This is a genomic window from Duganella sp. GW822-FHT06D06 (assembly GCF_058799615.1).
In genome coordinates, this window is the sequence record NZ_JBXALQ010000006.1 from 71,386 (window position 1) to 88,735 (window position 17,350).

A 17,350-nucleotide genomic window follows, 5' to 3' on the forward strand; every position below is an offset into this window, starting at 1 on the left:
ACGGACGCGCGGCACATGGAAGCTTTGACCTGGATCGGCCTGACGGCGCTGTTGATCGCGCTGCCTTTTTACTACCCGCGCTGGCGTTTGCGGCGGGTGTTGGCGCAGCCCTTGCCGGCCGCGGCGCAGGCCATCCTGCAGCGCAACATCCCGGTCTACCGCCGCATGGCGCCCGATCTGCAGCAGCAGCTGCAGCGCATGGTGGTGCAGTTCCTGCACCAGAAAAAATTCATCGGCTGCGAAGGCCTGGAAGTGAGCGACGAGATCGCCGTCACCATCGCCGGCCAGGCTTGCCTGCTGTTGCTGAACCGCCCGTCCAAAGTGTATCCGGCCCTGCACACCATCCTGGTCTATCCCGGCGCCTTCGTGGCGCCGCGCGCCGAGGTCGGGCCGGGCGGGGTGGTCACGCCGGGCCAGCACAGCATGCTGGGCGAATCCTGGGACGACGGCCGCGTGATCCTGTCGTGGGACGACGTGCAGCGCGGCGCCGGCGACTGGACGGACGGGCACAACGTCGTGCTGCACGAATTCGCGCATCAGCTCGACAGCGAGTCGGGCCGCGCCAACGGCGCGCCCTACCTGGGCAATCCGGCCAGCTACCGCGAATGGTCGGAGGTGCTGGAGCGCGATTTCCAGAGCCTGCGCCACAGCGCCATGTACCGCCAGCACAGCGTGATGGACCATTACGGCGCCACCAATCCGGCCGAGTTCTTCGCCGTCGCCACCGAAACCTTCTTTGAAAAGCCGTACCAGATGGCCGAACGCCACGCCGAGCTGTACGCCGAATTCCTCAAGTACTACCGGGTCGATCCGCGCGCATGGATGGCGCCGCCGCCACCGCCGCCGCCCGAACCCGCTTACGAATGGGAACACCATCAATACCGGAACTAGTGCATAATCGATTCAGCCGCGCACGTTGATGCATGCCGTCCGCCTGCGCGATCTGCGCAGGACAGACGCTGTTGCGAGGCTATCAATATGCAATTTGACGAATTCGATTTTCTTTCCTCCGATGCCGCCGGCATGCCGGCCGCCGCGCCGGTGCCCGAGGCCGCATCGCCGCTGGTGCGCTTGCAGTACCTGGTCGACAACACGCCGGCCATCATCTATTGCACCGTGCCCAGCGGCGACTTCAAGATGACCTTCGTCAGCAACAATGCCTTGAACGTGCTGGGCTACCACCCCGCGCAGATGGTGGCCGATCCCAACTTCTGGTTCGACCACATCCATCCCGACGACGCCCCCAGCATCTTCTCCAGCCTGGCGCTGGTGTTCAGCGAGGGTCAGCGCGCCTACGAGTACCGCTTCCGCATCAGCGACGGCAGTTATCTGTGGATGCACGACACGCTGCGCCTGATCCGCGACGACAAGGGGGTGCCGCTGGAGGTGATCGGCTCGCTGACCGACATCACGGCGCGCAAGCGCATGGAGGAGACCCTGCAGGCCAAGGGCGTCGAGCAGCAGGCGCTGATCGGCGAACTGCGCAACGCCCACGAGCAATTGCTGCAATCGGAAAAAATGGCCTCGATCGGCCAGCTGGCGGCCGGCATCGCGCACGAGATCAACAACCCGGTCGGCTTCGTCAACTCGAACATGGGCTCGCTGAAGAACTATGTCGGCACCTTGCTCGGCGTGATCGAGCGCTACGAGCAGGCGGCCGCGCCGCATCCGGCGCTGGCGGCGCAGCTGGCGGCGCTGCGCCAGCAGGCCGACCTGGAGTTCCTCAAGGAAGACGTGACCGACCTGGTGCGCGAATCGATGGACGGCCTGAAGCGGGTCAAGGACATCGTCCAGGCGCTGAAGGATTTTTCCCACGTCGGCGAGACCGAGTGGCAGGTGGCCGACCTGCATCACGGCCTCGACAGCACGCTCAACATCGTCAGCAACGAGATCAAGTACAAGGCCCGGGTCGACAAGCAATACGGCACGCTGCCGCCGGTCACCTGCCTGGCCTCGCAGCTGAACCAGGTGTTCATGAACCTGCTGGTCAACGCCGCCCACTCGCTGCGCGAGCAGGGCGTGATCACGCTGCGCACCGGCGCCGCCGACGGCTGGGTGTGGATCGAGGTGGGCGACAACGGCTGCGGCATCGCGCCGGAAAACCTGAACCGCATCTTCGAACCGTTCTTCACCACCAAGCCGGTCGGCAGCGGCACCGGGCTGGGCCTGTCCTTGTCGTATGGGATCGTCAACCGCCACGGCGGCCGCATCGAGGTGGCCTCGGTGGTGGGACAGGGCACGCGCTTCACGGTGCACCTGCCGGTGCAGCCGGCGCAGGCCGCGGCGACCGTCTGAGCGCTACAGGATGACGGCGCCGTCGTCGTCGCGCTTGACGTCCAGCAGGCCCGGCTCCTCCGCCTCCAGCCGTTGCGCCTCCAGCTGCTGCGGCGTCAGCGGCGGTGGCGCCACCAGCGCCGCGCGCTGTTCCAGCGCCTGCCGCACGTTCTGCTCCAGCTCGGCGGCGTCCCATGGCTTGCTCATGAAGCGGAACGCCTGCGCCTGGTTGATGGCGCTCAGCACGGTGGTGTACTCGGTCGAGGCGCTGAGCATGATGCGCACCGTGTTGGGCGCCACGTCCCGCAGCGCCTGCAGCAACTCGCCGCCGGTCATCTGCGGCATGTTGTAGTCGCAGATGATCAGGTCGTAGTCGTTGTAGCAGATGCGCTTGAGCGCGTCGTAGGGATCGAGGCAGGTCTCGATCTGCGGCGGTGCGGCGCGAAACATTTGCGTCAAGGCGCGCTGCAAGGCGTGGAGCACGTTGATCTCGTCGTCGACCAGCAGGATCTTGCTCATCAGTCCCCCTTGGGGTTGCGGATCCAGATCGACAGCCGGCCGCCGCTCTTGGTCTCGAAGTCCTGCACCTGCTGGATCATGCGGGCGTCCAGCACGTGGTCGACCGACAGCAGCATCAGGCCGTCGCGGCTGACCAGGTCGCGCGCCAGCACCATGCCGGGCAGCAGCTCGCCGGACAGCACCTCGACCCCGGCGCCGACGTCGACGTCGCCGTCGATGATCTGGCGGAAGGCCGTCACCACGTTGGGATCGTAGCGCTTGCCGCTGGCGTCGAGGATCAGCGACTTGGCCTCATCCGGCCGCAGGTGGCGCTGCACCATCGCTCCCTGTTGCAGGTTGTAGTAGTCGGCCGCCAGCGCCAGGATGCGCGCGCCCAGCGGGATCGCCAGGCCGGCCAGGCCGTCCGGGAAACCGTTGCCGTCGAAGCGTTCCAGCTGGCCGCGCAGGATGGTGGCGCTGCCGCGCAAGTCTTCCAGCGGCATCAACAGCTCGGCGGCGCGCTGCGGATGCTTGCGGAACAGGCCCAGCGCCTCGCCTTTCAGCTGGGTCAGCGGGGTTTGCAGCAGCTCGTCGGAAAAGCCGATCTTGCCGATGTCGTGCAGCAGCGCGGCGATGAAGATTTCCTGGGTCGCGCGCGCGTCCAGCGCCAGCCGCTCGGCCAGCTGGCGCGCCAGCTCGGCCACCAGGCGCGCGTGGCCGGGCTGGTTGTGCGCGCGCAGTTCGATCATGCTGGAAAAAATCTTGATGGTGGTGACGAAGTTGCGCTTGAGCTTGCCGTTGGCGGCGGTGGTCGCCTCGTGCTCGGCCTTGAGCTGGCGGGTGCGCGCCTCGACCTTGGCTTCGAGGCTCTGGTTGAGCGTCTTCAGCTCCTCGTTCTGGCGCAGCGTCAGCGCTTCCAGCCGCTGCTTGTCCTGTTCCAGCAGGCGTCGCTCCAGCGCGTGGCGCACCACCAGCAGGATGTCGCCGTCTTCCCACGGCTTGGTGATGTAGCGGTAGATCTCGCCGCAGTTGATGGCGTCCTGGATCGACTGGATGTCGGAATAGCCGGTCAGCAGCAAGCGCATGGTGTCGGGCCAGCGCGCCCGCACCTGGGCCAGGAACTGGGCGCCATTCATTTCCGGCATGCGCATGTCGGAGATCACCAGGTCGACCTGCTCCTTCTCCAGCACCTCCAGGCCCAGCGCGCCGCTCTCGGCCAGCAGCACGCGGTAGCCGGCCGGGCGGAACAGGCGCCGCAGCGAGGACAGGATGTTGGGTTCGTCGTCCACGCACAGCACGGTGGCGATGGCGGCCGGCACCGCCGCGGCGGACAGCGCGCTGCTCATGGCTGCCCCTCGCCGGCCGCCTCGGGCTGGTGGATCGGCAAGCGTACGCGGAAGCGGGTGCCTTTGCCGAGTTCGGTTTCGACGTCGATCCGGCCGCCGTGCTTCTGCACGATGCCGTAGGCCAGCGACAGCCCCAGCCCGGTGCCCTTGCCGACCGCCTTGGTGGTGAAGAAGGGGTCGAAGATGCGCGACAGCGTGTCCGGCGCAATGCCGCTGCCGTTGTCGGCGACGTCGATCCACACGCAGTTGTCGCCGTCGGTGCCGGTGCGCACGGTGATGCGGCCGCGCTGCTCGCCGATGGCGTGGGCGGCGTTGACCACCAGGTTCATCACCACCTGGTTGATCTGCAGCGGCAGGCACTGGATGTCGGGAATGTCGCCGTACTCCTTGATCACGTCGGCCTTGTACTTGACCTCGTTGCCGACGATGTTGAGGGTGGAGTCGATGCCGCGGTGCAGATTGGACCAGACCCAGTCCTGGTTGGCGTCGACCCGCGAAAAGTCCTTCAGGTCCTGGACGATGTGGCGCACCCGCACGATGCCTTCGCGCGATTCGGCCATCAGCGCCGGAATGTCCTCGCGCAGGAAGGCCAGGTCGATCTGTTCGCGCCGCGCGCGCAGCGCGGCCGCGGCGGCCGGGGCGCCGATGTCGGCCTCGGCCTGCTGGTAGGCGTCGAGCATCTCGAACAGTTGGTCCAGGTAGGTTTGCAAGGTGGTGAAGTTGGAGAAGATGTAGCCGATCGGGTTGTTGATCTCATGCGCCACGCCGGCCGCCAGCTGGCCGATCGAGGCCAGCTTGTCGGCCTGCACCAGCTGCTGCTGGGCGCGCGACAGTTGGCTGTTCAACTCGGTCAACTCGAGGTTGCTGCGGCGCAGTTCGGCCTCGGCCAGGTGGCGCTGGCGGATGTCTTCCTGCAGCTGCTCGTTCATGTCGGCCAGCTGGGCGGTGCGCTTCTCGACCACGTGTTCCAGGTTGTCGTGGGCGCGCCGCAGCGCGTTCTCGGCCACGCGCCGCTCGGTGACGTCGCGCAGCGTCTCGATCGCGCCGACGATGCGGCCCTGGTGGTCGCGCAGCGGCGCCGCCGTGAAGTGCAGCCAGTGGCCGCTGGCGCCGATGTTGGGGAAGAAGTCCTCGGCCTCGTAGGCGCCGGGGATCAGCGCCGAGGCGCGGTACTTGCCGGGGTAGTGCTGTTCCAGCAACTGGTCGTCGCCGGCCACGATCAGGTCGGCCAGCACCGGGCGCTGCTTGGGATAGAAGGCTTGCCAGTGGTTGCTGGTGCCTATCATGGCCAGCTTGCTCCAGCCCAGCAGGTGCTCGCAGGCGCGGTTCCAGTGCGTGATCACGTGCCGGGTGTCGATCGCGAAGGTGGCCACCGGATGGCCGTCGAAGAATTCGGACAGCGCGATCGCGGCGTGCGCCGGCAGGTCGGCGTCCGGCGGCGCCACGGCCGCGGCGCTTGGGGGGGCGGGGGCGGCGGCGTTCATGTGGTCAGCATCTTGCACATGGTTTCGAACAGCTGTTCGGTCTCGGCGAACACGCCGGCCCAGGCGGCGTCGCTCAGGCCCAGCGCCTGCCACGCGGCCAGCGACAGCGGCGGCACCTGGTCGTCCTGCTGGCCCGACAGGTCGAGCGCGTGGGCCAGGATGTTGGCCACGTAGATCACGCTCGACAGCGTGGCCGGTCCGCCTTCGCCGGCGCGGTGGTGGTCGGCCACGGCGGCCTGGATGGGCGGCGGGAACTTCCAGTGCTTGGCCAGCGCGCTGCCGACGCTGGCGTGGTCGATGCCGAACACGGCCAGCTGGGCCGGCGCGGCGCTGCAGTCGTGCTGGCGGCGGTAGTCGTGCACGCGGCGGTAGTCGTCGGGGAAGCGGGTGGCCAGCACCAGCGTGCCGAGGTCGTGCAGCAGGCCGGCGGTGAAGGCGGTGTCCGGGTTGACCCGCACGTGCGGCGCCAGCACGCGCGCGCACACCGCGCTGGCGATCGAGTGGCGCCAGAAGGCCGGGAAGTCGAACTGGTTGCCGGGCGCCGGCTTGAAGCTGTCGGTCACCGAGCAGGCCGTCACCAGCGTGCGGATGGCGTGGAAGCCCAGCACCGAGATCGCCTGCTGGATCGAGGTGACCTTGGACGGCATGCCGTAGAACGAGGAGTTGGCCAGGCGCAGTGTCTTGGCGGTGAGCGCCTGGTCGAGCGTGATCTTGGCGGCCAGCGCGTGGGTGTCGATGTCGTCCTGGTCCATGCTGGCCAGCAGTTCGTTGACCACCGCCGGCAGCGACGGCAGGTCGCGCACCGCCTTGATGATGTCGTCGGCGGTCATGCGGCCGGTCCTTCGCGGTAGGCGCGCAGGCGTTGCAGCAGCACGGCGCCGCCGTCGCTGTCGACGCTGTGGCGGAACAAGTGCGCCAGCCGTTCCAGCTGCAGCGCGCGGGCGCGCGCCAGCGCGGCCGGATCGGGGGCGTCGGCCTCGGCCCAGACCACGCAGCGCTCGATGCCGCGCCGGCGCAGCGAGGCCAGCGTGGCGGTGGTCAGCGTGGCGTCCTGCGGCAGCAGCACGCCGCCGTGGGCGTCCAGCAGGGCGGCGGCCAGGGTCATGCCTTCGACGGCCTGCTCCAGGCCGATTTCAATGCGGTGGGCGGTAACGGTCATCGGTTGCTCTCCACGATGCTAAGGGTGATCAGGCTGCCGCGCGAAGCCGAGTGCTCGCCCATCGGGTAGCTCATCACGGCATAGCGCTGGCCGTCGATGTCGGCCAGGTGGTGGTGGTGGGGCTGGCCGGCGTCGGCCGGGAACAGCTCGGGCAGCACGTGGCAGGCCTCGTTGCCGAGCAGCGCGCCGCTGTGGCGGAACAGGCCGGCGGCGGCGCCGTTGATGAAGGCGATCATGCCGGCGTCGTCCATGCCGATCACCGCCAGCGGCAGGTGTTGCAGCAACTCGCGCGCGACGCTCAGGCTGATTTCGTCGCGGCTGATCTGGCGCTGCTTTTCCTGCAGCAGCTGTTCCATGCGGCGGTTGGCGGCCGCCAGCTCCAGGTTGGCGCTGCGCACTTCCAGGTGCAGGCGCTGGTTGTCGTCGGCGATTTCCTTGACCCGGAAGGCGTCGGCGATGTGGCCGCGCAGCTGCTCGTCCTCCCACGGCTTGGTCAGGAACTTGTAGATCGCCCCTTCGTTGACGGCGTCGGTCACCGATTGCAGCTCGGTGTAGCCGGACAACATGATGCGTATGGTGTCCGGCACCAGCGCCCTGGCCTTGCGCAGGAAGTCGGCGCCCAGCATGCCGGGCATGCGCTGGTCGGAGACGATGACGTCGACCGGATGCTCGGCCAGCACGGCCAGGCCCTGCGGGCCGTCGTTGGCGGTGTAGATCTGGTACTGGTCGCCGCGCAGCAGGCGCTTGAGCGCGGCCAGGATGTTGGGCTCGTCGTCCACCAGCAGCAGGCGGCGCGGCGGCCGGTGCATGCGCAGCAGGTGCTCCGGCAGCGCGCGGCCGCTGGCCAGCAGCAGGTGCAGCTCGCTCGAGGCCAGCGGCGGCGCGAAGAAATAGCCCTGGATCTGGTCGCACATATTGCGACGCAGGAAGTCGCACTGGGCCTCCGTCTCCACGCCCTCGGCCACCACCTTCATGCCCAGGTTGTGGCCCATGGCGATGATGCTCTTGGCCATGGCGGCGTCGTGGCTGTCGGCCACCACGTTGCGGATGAAATCGGCGTCGATCTTGATGGCGTCGAAGGGATAGCGTTTCAGGCTGCTGAGCGAGCCGTGGCCGCTGCCGAAGTCGTCCAGGGTCAGGTTCAGGCCGCGCGTCTTGAAGCCGGCCAGCACGTCGTCGCAGGCGGCGCCCGCTTCGTTGAGCGCGGTTTCGGTGATTTCCAAGGTCAGCGCGGCGGGGGTGATGGCGTAGTCGTCCAGCATGGCGGCGACGGCGGCGCCGAAGCCGGGGTCGCGGAACTGGCTGGGCGCGACATTGATCGCCACCCGCAAGTGGTTCTGGCCGCCGCGCCGCCAGGCTTGCAGGTCGCCGCAGGCGCGCCGCAGCACCCAGTGGCCGATGGCGGCGGTCATGCCGGCCGCCTCGGCCTGCGGCAGGAAGGCCTGGGCCGACAGCAGGCCGCGTTGCGGATGTTGCCAGCGCACCAGCGCCTCCAGGCTGACCACGGCGCCGCTCTGCAAGTCCACCAGCGGCTGGTACAGCAGGCACAGCTCGTCCTGCGCCAGCGCCTGTTCCAGCGCGATGAGAAACGGCTGGTCCGGTGCGACCATCGCGGGTGGGACAGCGTGCGTTGGCGTGGCTGCATGCATGGGTGCGCCTAGCGAATTGATAGTTTCTACAAATTGAAAACCCGATTCGATTATAAGGCCACACCCGTTTTGTTGCGTGTGCGCGCGCCGTCTTTTTTTGCCGCGCGCCGATTTGCCCGCGGGTGTTGCTTATTGGGGACTAAGCCAGCGCTGGCGGCAATTTTGGGTATGATAGTCGCTACAATAAAAAAACCTGGCACCCGTCGGACTAACGCGTTTTGATAGGGGGATGCGGCAATGGCACAGGCATGGGTAGTGCTCACTCGTCCAGACGGCCGCGATGTGGCGGCGCCGTCCGAAGCGCAGATGGCGGCGGTGCTGGCGGATGTCTACAGCGGCAAGAGCGCCGGCCCGGACGGCGGCCCCGGCAGCGCCGTGCTGCGTTTCGGCTACGACGACGGCTTGATGTACGAAGTCGAGGTGTCCGCCGGCGGCGGGGTGCGCTTTGCCGAATGGTCGGACCGCGATTGCGAAATCGCGCTGGCCGGCCCGCGCGTGATGACGGCGCTGGCGCAGGCCGACGCGCTGCAACTGTGGCGCCTGCTGGCGCAGCGGCAGGTGGCCAGGATCCGCAGCCAGCCCTGGCTGGAGGCCGGTTGAAGCGGGCGATGGCGTTCAGCGGCGGCGTTGTTCCTGGCGCGTCTGGCAGCTGATGCACAGCCGCGCTTCCGGCCGCGCGTCCAGGCGCGAGTAGCCGATCAGCTCGCCACAACTCTCGCACAATCCATAACTGTGGTCGTCGAATTTGGCCAGCGCGTGGCGCACGATGTGCAGCTGGCGCGCGGTGTGCTCGGCCGCCTCGTGCACCAGCGCGTTGAGGGTGCGCTGGCTGGCGTTGTCGGCCGGCGACGCTTCGGCCTCGTGCGGCGGCGGCGCGCGCACGTCGGCGCTGCGGTCGAGATCGTCCGCCAGTTGGCTCAGCAGGCCGGCGCGCGCGCGCTCCAGCCGCGTCTGCAAGGCCGCCCATTGATTGTCGTCGAGTCCATTCATGCCGCGTACTCCTTACGGCATTGGACCCGCGCGGCGCGATTTTGTTCGATTCAGGGCGGCGCGGCCAGCGCGTCCAGGTGGTGCTTGAGCTTTTCCAGCGGCGAGACCAGCCGTTCCGGCTTGCCGCCGGCGATCGCCGCGCCCAGCGACAGCAGCTCGGCGCTCAGGTCGACCAGGTCCTTGACCTGGTCGATGCGGGCGACGGCGTCCTGGGCGCGGCGGGTCTGCGCCAGCAGCTGCTGCTGGGCGCCGCCCAGGCCGGCGGCGGCCAGCTTGGCGCTGTCCAGGTACAGGCTGTTGGCGCGCTGGCGCAGCTGCACTTCGTTCTCGAACAGCGCTTGCGCCGTGCCCTGCGTCATGGCGGGCGCGCCGCCCGGGGCCCGCTTGCGCAGGGCGCGCATCAGTTGCGCGTGCAATGCGTCGGCGCTGGCGGACAGGCTGTCGCCCAGCGCTTCGATATCGTGCTGATCGGTCATGATGACTCCTTGCCGGGTTTATTTTTGCGGGATCTGGCTGAGCAGCGCGCGGTGGCTCTGCTCGATGGCGGCCAGGCTGTTTTGCGCCAGCGTGTTGCGCAGGCCGAACAGGCGGTACTCGGCCCGCCGCTGCTGCTGCTGGGCCTTGGCCAGCGCCAGCAGCAGGCGGTCGCGGCGGCTGTCGAGGTAGGGGATTTCGGTCTCCAGCATGCCGAGCACGATGCTCTCCTCGTTGTCGCCGGTCTTGCCGTACAGGCGCAGCAGGGTGCGCATGGCGCCCAGCAGTTCCTGCATGGGCTGGTGGCCGTCGCGCATCAGTTCCTGCACCGCGGCTTCCTGCGCCGGCCGGGTGAGGGCGCGCGCCAGCAGGCGGGTCAGGCCGGCGTAGGCGTTGACGTGGCGGTCGTCGAGGCCGTTGTCGGGCCAGGCCTTGATGCCGCCGCTCATGGCCTTGACCTGGTCCTCGAGGTCGTACTGGTGGTCGCCGGCCAGCTGGCCCAGGGCACGCATATAGGCTTGCACGCCGGCTTGCAGCTTGACGAAATCGTCGCAGGCGGCCTGGCGCTGGCTGTCGAGCTGGCGCTCGCGGGCGTCGGCGGCGGGGTTCAGGAACGGTTGTTCGCGCTGGTAGGTGTGGCGGTAGCGCTCGGTCAATTCATGGTAGGCGCCCAGCTTGGGCGACTGGGCGGCGAAGGCGCGTACCTCCGCCATCCGGGGCGTGCTGCTGGCGCAACCGCCCAGCAGGGCCAATAATCCGAGGATCAGCAATGCACGGGTGAGTTTCATGGGGCGCTCCACGAGGTGTGTAGGTATTTTTGCCCCGGCCGCAGATCTCCGTGTTGCGAATGCGCAGATCAGGTGGCCAGCGCCTGGCGCCAGCCGAGGCCGGCCATGGTGTCGCCGGCCGGGATGTATTCGCAGCCCAGCCAGCCGTGGTAGCCGATGGCGTCGATGTGGCGGAACAGGTGGCGGTAGTTGATCTCGCCGGTGCCCGGCTCGTGGCGGCCCGGGGTGTCGGCGATCTGCATGTGCTTGATCATCGGCAGGTGGGCGCGGATCGTGTTGCTCAGTTCGCCCTCCATGCGCTGCATGTGATAGATGTCGTATTGCAGGAACAGGTTCGTGCTGCCGGTTTCGGCGATGATGTCCAGCGCCTGCTGGCTGTGGTGGAGGAAGTAGTCCGGCATGTCGTAGTGGTTGATCGGTTCGATCAGCAGCTCGATGCCGTGCGGCGCCAGCGCGGCGGCGGCATAGCGCAGGTTGTCGACGTAGGTGGCGTGGGCGCGCTCCGGCGCCACGCCGGCCGGCAGCTTGCCGGCCATGCAGTGCAGGCGGGGCGCGCCCAGTTCGGTCGCGTATTCCAGCGCGCTTTGCACGCCGGCGCGGAACTCGTCCCGGCGGCGCGGATCGCAGGCCATGCCGCGGTCGCCCGCGTTCCAGTCGCCGCAGGGCAGGTTGAACAGCACCAGTTGCAGCTGGTGGCGGCGCAGGCGCTCGGCCAGCTGCTCGGCCTCGTAGGCGTAGGGGAACAGGAATTCGACGCCGTCGAAGCCGGCCTCGCGGGCCAGCGCGAAGCGTTCCAGGAAGGGCGCTTCGTTGAACAGCATGGACAGGTTGGCGGCGAATTTGGGCATGGCAGGATCCGAGAAATAGCTGGCAGCCGCTATCGTACCCGCAAATAACAAAACCACCTGCGCTGAACGCGATCTTGAGCGCGTTCAGGCTGGTGGAATTTTGGAGCTGCTTATCGGCCGCGGCCGCCGGAGCGGTGCTGGGCTGCCGAGCGCGGTGCGCTGGTGCCGGTGCGTGGACCGCCGCCGGCCGGCGCGCCGGGCGCGCGTGGCTTGCCGCCGCCGTTGCCGCCACCGCCGCCAGCAGGCTTGGCGCCGGCTGCCGCAGGTTTGCCGCGTCCGCCGCCGCCGTTGCGGCCGCCGCCACCGCCGCCGCCGTTGCGATGGCCTGGGCCGCCGCTGCGCAGTTGCACTGGCTGTGGACGCGCGTTCAGGTCCGGCTCGAAGCCAGGGATCACTTCACGCGGCAGGGTTTGCTTGATCAGCTTTTCGATATCCTTCAGCATGTCGTGCTCGTCCACGCAGACCAGCGATACCGCTTCGCCGGTGGCGCCGGCGCGGCCGGTACGGCCGATGCGGTGCACATAGTCTTCAGGAATGTTCGGCAGGTCGTAGTTGACCACGTGCGGCAGCTGGTCGATGTCGATCCCGCGCGCGGCGATGTCGGTGGCGACCAGCACTTGCAGCTTGTTGTCCTTGAACTCGGACAGCGCCTTGGTGCGCGCCGACTGGCTCTTGTTGCCGTGGATCGCCATCGCGCCGATGCCGTCGCCGCCCAGCTGTTCAACCAGCTTGTTGGCGCCGTGCTTGGTGCGGGTGAACACCAGCACCTGCGACCAGTTGTTCGATTTGATCAGGTGCGACAGCATCGGATGCTTCTTGTCGCGGTCGACCGGGTGGATCATCTGGGCGATCACTTCGACCGCCGAATTGCGGCGCGCCACTTCGATCATGGCCGGCTTGTTCAGCAGGCCGTCGGCCAGCGCCTTGATCTCGTCCGAGAAGGTGGCCGAGAACAGCAGGTTCTGGCGCTTGGGCGGCAGCGCGGCCAGCACTTTCTTGATGTCGCGGATGAAGCCCATGTCCAGCATGCGGTCGGCTTCGTCCAGGATCAGGATTTCCACGTGCGACAGGTTGACGGTGCGCTGTTCCATGTGGTCCAGCAGGCGGCCGGGGGTGGCGACCAGGATGTCGACGCCGTGCTTGAGCTGCTTGATCTGCGGGTTGATGCCGACGCCGCCGAAGATCACGGTGGAGTTCAGCTTGGTGTACTTGCCGTAGATGCGCACGCTTTCCTCGACCTGGGCCGCGAGTTCGCGGGTCGGGGTCAGGATCAGCGCGCGGATCGGGCGGGCGGTGGTGTTGCTGGTGATCGCCGCGCCCTTGGCGTCGGTCGACAGGCGGTGCAGGATAGGCAGGGTGAAGCCGGCGGTTTTGCCGGTGCCGGTTTGTGCGCCTGCCAGCAAGTCGCCGCCATTCAGGACAGCAGGGATCGCCTGTTGCTGGATAGGGGTGGGCGAGGTGTAGCCGGCTTCGGTAACAGCGCGGACGATAGCGTCGGACAAACCGAGGGTAGAGAATGACATGATGACTTTTTGTTAAGATAGGCCTGTCGCGTTCAAGGCGCCAGTCGCAGGCAATCAGAGTGAATGACACTGCGGCTAAAGGACTGGTCAGAATGCCGCAGGCCCGAGTATAACAGCTAAGCCGAGCATTTGTTTCAATTAGGAAATGAAAAGACCCCTGTGCGCATAAGACGGCCTTGGCCGCCTTATGCGCACAGGGGATTTTTTTTGTAACAAAAGGTTAATTATGCCTTCGGTTGCTCGCCGAACGGCGACAGCAGGCCGACCATCTGGCTGAAGATTTTCGGGCTGGCGGCGATGATGTCGCCCTTGTACAGATAATCGGATTCGCCGCTGAACTCGCCGACGATGCCGCCCGATTCGGTCACCATCAAGGCGCCGGCGGCGATATCCCAAGGCTTCAGGCCTTTTTCATAGAAACCGTCCAGGCGGCCGGCGGCCACGTAGGCCAGGTCCAGCGCGGCGCTGCCCGGGCGGCGCACGCCGTGGCAGCGTTCGGCCATGATGCCGTACATCTTCAGGTATTCGTCCAGCGCCTTGGCGTTGCCGGCCACGTAGCCGGTCGACAGCAGCGCGTTGGCGATGCGGTCCAGCTTGGTGACGCGGATGCGTTTGTCGTTCAGGTAGGCGCCGGCGCCCTTGGTGGCGGTGAACAGGTCGTTGCGCACCGGGTCGTAGATGACGGCCTGGGTGATCACGCCGCGCTGCGACAGCGCGATCGAGATCGAGTATTGCGGGAAGCCGTGCATGAAGTTGGTGGTGCCATCGAGCGGGTCGATGATCCAGGTGTATTCAGTCTCGTCGTTGGCGTTCTTGGACGGGCCCGACTCTTCGCACAGGAAGGCGTGGTCGGGATAAGCTTTGGACAGCACCTCGACGATGGCCTGTTCGGCCGCCTGGTCGACGTCGGTGACGAAGTCCTTGTGGTTTTTCTCGGTGACGATAACGCGGTCGAGGTCGAACGACGCGCGGTTGATGACGGCGGCGGCGCGGCGGGCGGCTTTGATCGCCGTGTTGAGCATTGGGTGCATGTAAGCTTTTCCGTTAAAAGAACGCTAACGCCCACCGGGGGCTGAGTGCCTGACAAAACCGTAGCGGGCTGCGCGGTAGGTTTGGTCATGCACTCTCAGCCTGCCTGGCAGCACGAAAGGGTACAAGAGTGAATTAAAGAGCGGAGCGGCGGCGACAGGGTGAAATCCCGGGGAATTTGTGTATCGATACCGCGCAATAGCGCTATTTTAAATGAACCTGCCTGAAATCAACACCAATCTTTTTAAACAGCCGCGATTTATTCCGGTCGCAAGCCGCCGCCCGGCGTCAAACCGGCTTGCCCGGCAGGGCGCCGCCGCCGGCGCGCGCCGGCCGCGCTCGGTTGTACAGCCCCAGCAGCCAGTCGCGCGTGGCGTCGGACAGCCCTTGCTCCAGATAATGGTGGGAGAGGGCGGCGATCGACAGCGCCGACACCGTGGTGAGGAACACATGGCCCCAGGAATGGGTGACGCGCTCCAGGTCCAGGCTGATCAGGCAGCGGGTGACGAGGTGCTGGGTGGTGGTGTGGGTCAGGTACAGCGAGAACGAGATGGTGCCCAGCCAGACCAGCAGCCGCGGCGGGACGATGTTCACGGTCTTGCTGCAGATCGCGAGCAGCAGGAACATGAGCGCCAATGGCCAGCCCCATTTCAGCGGGCCGTGGAAATCGCTGACGCCGGCGTAGGCGAACCAGAGCGGGAATGCGACGGCCAGCGCGATCAAATGCCAGCAGACGGCGGCATTTTTGATGCGCACCAGTTTGTTCTGGTAGATCAGGGCGATCAGGACGCCGGCCAGGAACTCCAGCACCATGGGGTTGGTCATCAGGTTCAGGTAGCCCAGGCGATATTGCAGATGGTCCATCGCGTCCAGCGCCAACCCGCGCTGCGCAAACGGCAGCGCCACCACCGTCAGCAGCAGCCATCCGGTCAGGACGGCCCAGCGCAGGCGCTTGAACAGCAGGCAGATGGCGAACACCAGATAGAAGTACATTTCGAACTCAAGCGTCCATCCCAGCGGCAGCGCCAGGTCGAAATACAAGGGCTTGGATGGATCGGCCGGGATCATGGCCAGGCTTTTCGCGAGTATGATCCAGTTGCCCGGCGAGCTGAAATAGTTGAAGCTGTAGGCGACCGCCACGAACATCAGGGTGACCACCGCGTAGGGCGGCCAGATGCGGGCGAAGCGCTTGATGGCGAAGTTGATCGAATAAGCCAGGCTCCCGTCCGAGCGCGAGGTGGTGTACACCATGATGAAGCCGCTGATGATGAAGAATAAATCGACCCCCATCGCGCCCGGACGGAACAGCGTTTCCGCCAGCGGATACTGGTCGGTGCCGAACAGGAAATTCCTGGCGTGGGTGAATACGACCAGCATGACGGCTATGCCCCGCAGCGACTGCAGCCAGTCGAGTTTGTTTTCATGAGCCATGACGATGTTGCATTAATGTAAGGCCGCGCATTATATAGGAGATTATCTTTCTAGAAAGATAAGACGCCCGGCGGGCCGCCGGCTGCGTTAAAATTCGCCGCTGTCCCTGCGTGCAACCTGGTGTTATCCCCTCATGAACCTGTCCCCCATCAATCCCCATCTGTTCAAACAGCTGCGATTCATCCTGGTCGAGACCAGCCGCGCCGGCAATATCGGCGCCGTGGCGCGGGCCATGAAAACCATGGGTTTCAGCGACCTGGTGCTGGTGACGCCCCGTTTCGAGCACGCGCTGCAAGACCCGGAGGCGGTGGCCTTCGCCAGCGGCGCCGGCGACATCCTGGCCGGCGCGCGGGTGGTCGGCAGCATGGCCGAGGCGTTGGACGGCGTCAACTTCGCCGCCGCCGTCTCGGCCCGGCTGCGCGAGTATTCGCCGCCGGTGCTGACCCCGCGCGAGGTGGCGGGGCAGATGGCGGCCCAGCCGGAGTTGCACGCGGCCCTGATCTTCGGCAACGAACGCTTCGGCCTGCCGAACGAGATCGTCGAGAAGTGTCATGTGTTGATTAATATTCCAGCCAACCCGGACTACTCGTCGCTGAACCTGTCGCAGGCGGCGCAGGTGCTGGCCTACGAATGCCGGATGGCGGTGCTGGACGGCGCGCCGCCGTCGATGAACACGCGCCAACCCGGCGGCGACGCCAACGAGATCGGCTTCCAGGGCGAGGCCGCCAGCGCCGCGCAGATCGAGGGCATGTACCAGCACCTGGAGCAGTCGCTGGTGGAGATCGGTTTTCTAGACGCCGGCAATCCGCGCAAGCTGATGCCGCGCCTCAAGCGCATGTTCGCCCGCGCCCAGCTGGAGACCGAGGAAGTCAACATCCTGCGCGGCATCGCCCGCCACATGGTGGGCAAGCGCAAGGATTGAAGCATCGAGCGCCCGGATGGCTAGCTGAGACTAAGCGTTGGGCCGGGTGAGCGCGCAATGAAGCTGGTGGTGGCCGGCGACAGCATCTTGCCGGGCTTTGAGTCCGCCAGCGCCACCATCCAGTTCAACGCGCTGAACCAGGCACCGGGCAAAGTCCTGTTGGATGGCAAGCCGGTGCAGGCGCCGGCAAGAGCGAGCAAGCGCCGCGCGGCCTGTTCCTGCAGCAGTACGTCGCGCCGGCCGGCGTCAAGGACGCGAGGTTGACCACCCAGTTCGAAGCGACCGACGCGCGCCGCATGTTTCCCTGCCGGGACGAGCCGGCCTTCCGCGCCGTGTTCAAGCTCAGCGCGACGACCCCGGCGCACCAATGGTTCGGCGACCTGGTCACAATGGGCTGGTGGGGCGAGCTGTGGCGCAACGAAAGCTTCGCTTCGTGGATGGCGGCCAAGCAGACCGACCTGCGCAATCCAGGCTGGCGCTGGTGGGAACGCCAGGACGAACGCAAGGAAGGCGCGCTGCGCGCCGATGCGCGCGCCACCTCCCACGCCATCCTGCAACATGTGAGCGGCGAGCTGGAGGCCATCAGCGCCTTCGATCCGGCCATCACCTGCAGACGAGATTCCCAAGCAGGCCGACCTGGTGCGCGTCGACCTGGTGGACGGGCTGGCCGAGCACCATCCGCAACTGGCCTGGTCTATCTTCACCGGCAACAGCGAGCGCCTGCTGGCGCCGCACCAGCCTTTCGGTCCGATGATCCTGGCGCAATACAGCCCGGAAACGCCCTGGCGCGCGGCGCCGCTCGGCCAGGCGGACGCCTGGATCAAGACGCGGGTGCCGGCCGACCTGCCGCCCAAGCCGGGGGCGCGGCATGGAAGTGGCGCGCTTCAAGCTGGCCGGGAAGGCCAGGTTGGTCAAGGCCACCGACGCCTGCCTGG

At 66.9% G+C, this 17,350-nt stretch carries 18 protein-coding genes and 1 pseudogene; 6 read left to right on the plus strand and 13 right to left on the minus strand.

What is annotated here, in order from left to right:
- The first annotated feature begins 15 nt into the window (after positions 1-15).
- Both AC1RMD_RS12965 and AC1RMD_RS12970 read left to right on the plus strand, forming a co-directional pair.
- The gene (locus AC1RMD_RS12965) at positions 16-891 is read left to right on the plus strand and encodes a M90 family metallopeptidase (RefSeq protein WP_492927030.1); all 876 of its coding nucleotides are present in this window, start codon (positions 16-18) and stop codon (positions 889-891) included.
- Between the two features lie 87 nt (positions 892-978).
- A complete protein-coding gene (locus AC1RMD_RS12970) occupies positions 979-2,295 on the plus strand; it encodes an ATP-binding protein (protein WP_492927031.1) in 1,317 nt (438 codons plus the stop codon).
- A gap of 3 nt (positions 2,296-2,298) precedes the next feature.
- Here AC1RMD_RS12970 and AC1RMD_RS12975 read toward each other — a convergent pair whose 3' ends face one another.
- Genes AC1RMD_RS12975 through AC1RMD_RS13000 form a run of 6 tightly spaced genes read right to left on the minus strand, consistent with a single transcriptional unit; the run spans position 2,299 to position 8,410 of the window.
- Positions 2,299-2,793, minus strand: a complete 495-nt coding sequence (locus AC1RMD_RS12975; protein ID WP_492927032.1) for a response regulator — start codon at positions 2,791-2,793, stop codon at positions 2,299-2,301.
- A complete protein-coding gene (gene nosR, locus AC1RMD_RS12980; RefSeq protein WP_492927033.1) occupies positions 2,793-4,118 on the minus strand; it encodes a response regulator c-di-GMP phosphodiesterase, NosR family in 1,326 nt (441 codons plus the stop codon). Before nosR ends, AC1RMD_RS12975 begins: the two co-directional genes overlap by 1 nt.
- The gene (locus tag AC1RMD_RS12985) at positions 4,115-5,602 is read right to left on the minus strand and encodes an ATP-binding protein (protein ID WP_492927034.1); all 1,488 of its coding nucleotides are present in this window, start codon (positions 5,600-5,602) and stop codon (positions 4,115-4,117) included. The genes nosR and AC1RMD_RS12985 overlap by 4 nt, the downstream gene beginning before the upstream one ends.
- Positions 5,599-6,432 (minus strand): HDOD domain-containing protein, encoded by an 834-nt coding sequence (locus AC1RMD_RS12990; RefSeq protein ID WP_492927035.1) that lies wholly within the window; start codon positions 6,430-6,432, stop codon positions 5,599-5,601. The genes AC1RMD_RS12985 and AC1RMD_RS12990 overlap by 4 nt, the downstream gene beginning before the upstream one ends.
- The gene (locus AC1RMD_RS12995; protein ID WP_492927036.1) at positions 6,429-6,761 is read right to left on the minus strand and encodes a hypothetical protein; all 333 of its coding nucleotides are present in this window, start codon (positions 6,759-6,761) and stop codon (positions 6,429-6,431) included. The genes AC1RMD_RS12990 and AC1RMD_RS12995 overlap by 4 nt, the downstream gene beginning before the upstream one ends.
- Complete coding sequence (locus AC1RMD_RS13000) at positions 6,758-8,410, minus strand: EAL domain-containing protein (protein ID WP_492927037.1); 1,653 nt, start codon at positions 8,408-8,410, stop codon at positions 6,758-6,760. Before AC1RMD_RS13000 ends, AC1RMD_RS12995 begins: the two co-directional genes overlap by 4 nt.
- 237 nt (positions 8,411-8,647) lie before the next feature.
- Here AC1RMD_RS13000 and AC1RMD_RS13005 point away from each other — a divergent pair, with 237 nt between their 5' ends.
- Positions 8,648-9,010: a hypothetical protein gene (locus AC1RMD_RS13005; protein ID WP_492927038.1), complete on the plus strand. Its 363-nt coding sequence runs from the start codon at positions 8,648-8,650 to the stop codon at positions 9,008-9,010.
- Between the two features lie 15 nt (positions 9,011-9,025).
- On the opposite strand, the gene AC1RMD_RS13010 is transcribed toward AC1RMD_RS13005, so the two are convergent.
- The 7 genes from AC1RMD_RS13010 to AC1RMD_RS13040 form a co-directional block, all read right to left on the minus strand.
- Positions 9,026-9,400 carry a TraR/DksA family transcriptional regulator gene (locus AC1RMD_RS13010; protein ID WP_492927039.1) on the minus strand — a complete coding sequence of 125 codons (375 nt, stop codon included), beginning with the start codon at positions 9,398-9,400 and terminating at the stop codon, positions 9,026-9,028.
- Positions 9,401-9,450: 50 nt separating this feature from the next.
- Positions 9,451-9,876 carry a hypothetical protein gene (locus AC1RMD_RS13015; RefSeq protein WP_492927040.1) on the minus strand — a complete coding sequence of 142 codons (426 nt, stop codon included), beginning with the start codon at positions 9,874-9,876 and terminating at the stop codon, positions 9,451-9,453.
- 18 nt (positions 9,877-9,894) lie between these two features.
- Positions 9,895-10,662, minus strand: coding sequence for a hypothetical protein (locus tag AC1RMD_RS13020; protein WP_492927041.1), 768 nt, complete (start codon positions 10,660-10,662; stop codon positions 9,895-9,897).
- A gap of 68 nt (positions 10,663-10,730) precedes the next feature.
- A complete protein-coding gene (otnI, locus tag AC1RMD_RS13025; protein ID WP_492927042.1) occupies positions 10,731-11,510 on the minus strand; it encodes a 2-oxo-tetronate isomerase in 780 nt (259 codons plus the stop codon).
- Between the two features lie 110 nt (positions 11,511-11,620).
- Positions 11,621-13,033, minus strand: coding sequence for a DEAD/DEAH box helicase (locus tag AC1RMD_RS13030; protein ID WP_492927043.1), 1,413 nt, complete (start codon positions 13,031-13,033; stop codon positions 11,621-11,623).
- Positions 13,034-13,257: 224 nt separating this feature from the next.
- Positions 13,258-14,055: an inositol monophosphatase family protein gene (locus AC1RMD_RS13035; RefSeq protein ID WP_492927337.1), complete on the minus strand. Its 798-nt coding sequence runs from the start codon at positions 14,053-14,055 to the stop codon at positions 13,258-13,260.
- Positions 14,056-14,350: 295 nt separating this feature from the next.
- Entirely contained in the window at positions 14,351-15,493 is a 1,143-nt protein-coding gene (locus AC1RMD_RS13040) for an acyltransferase family protein (protein WP_492927044.1), read from the minus strand.
- Between the two features lie 133 nt (positions 15,494-15,626).
- On the opposite strand from AC1RMD_RS13040, the gene AC1RMD_RS13045 reads away from it, so the two are divergent.
- From AC1RMD_RS13045 to AC1RMD_RS13055, 3 genes and pseudogenes are all read left to right on the plus strand, one after another.
- The gene (locus tag AC1RMD_RS13045) at positions 15,627-16,415 is read left to right on the plus strand and encodes an RNA methyltransferase (RefSeq protein ID WP_492927045.1); all 789 of its coding nucleotides are present in this window, start codon (positions 15,627-15,629) and stop codon (positions 16,413-16,415) included.
- Between the two features lie 57 nt (positions 16,416-16,472).
- Positions 16,473-16,679, plus strand: a complete 207-nt coding sequence (locus AC1RMD_RS13050; protein ID WP_492927046.1) for a hypothetical protein — start codon at positions 16,473-16,475, stop codon at positions 16,677-16,679.
- Positions 16,676-16,954 (plus strand): annotated as a pseudogene (locus AC1RMD_RS13055) (M1 family aminopeptidase); the annotation flags it as partial. The gene AC1RMD_RS13050 and the pseudogene AC1RMD_RS13055, both read left to right, overlap by 4 nt.
- Between the last annotated feature and the right edge of the window lie 396 nt (positions 16,955-17,350).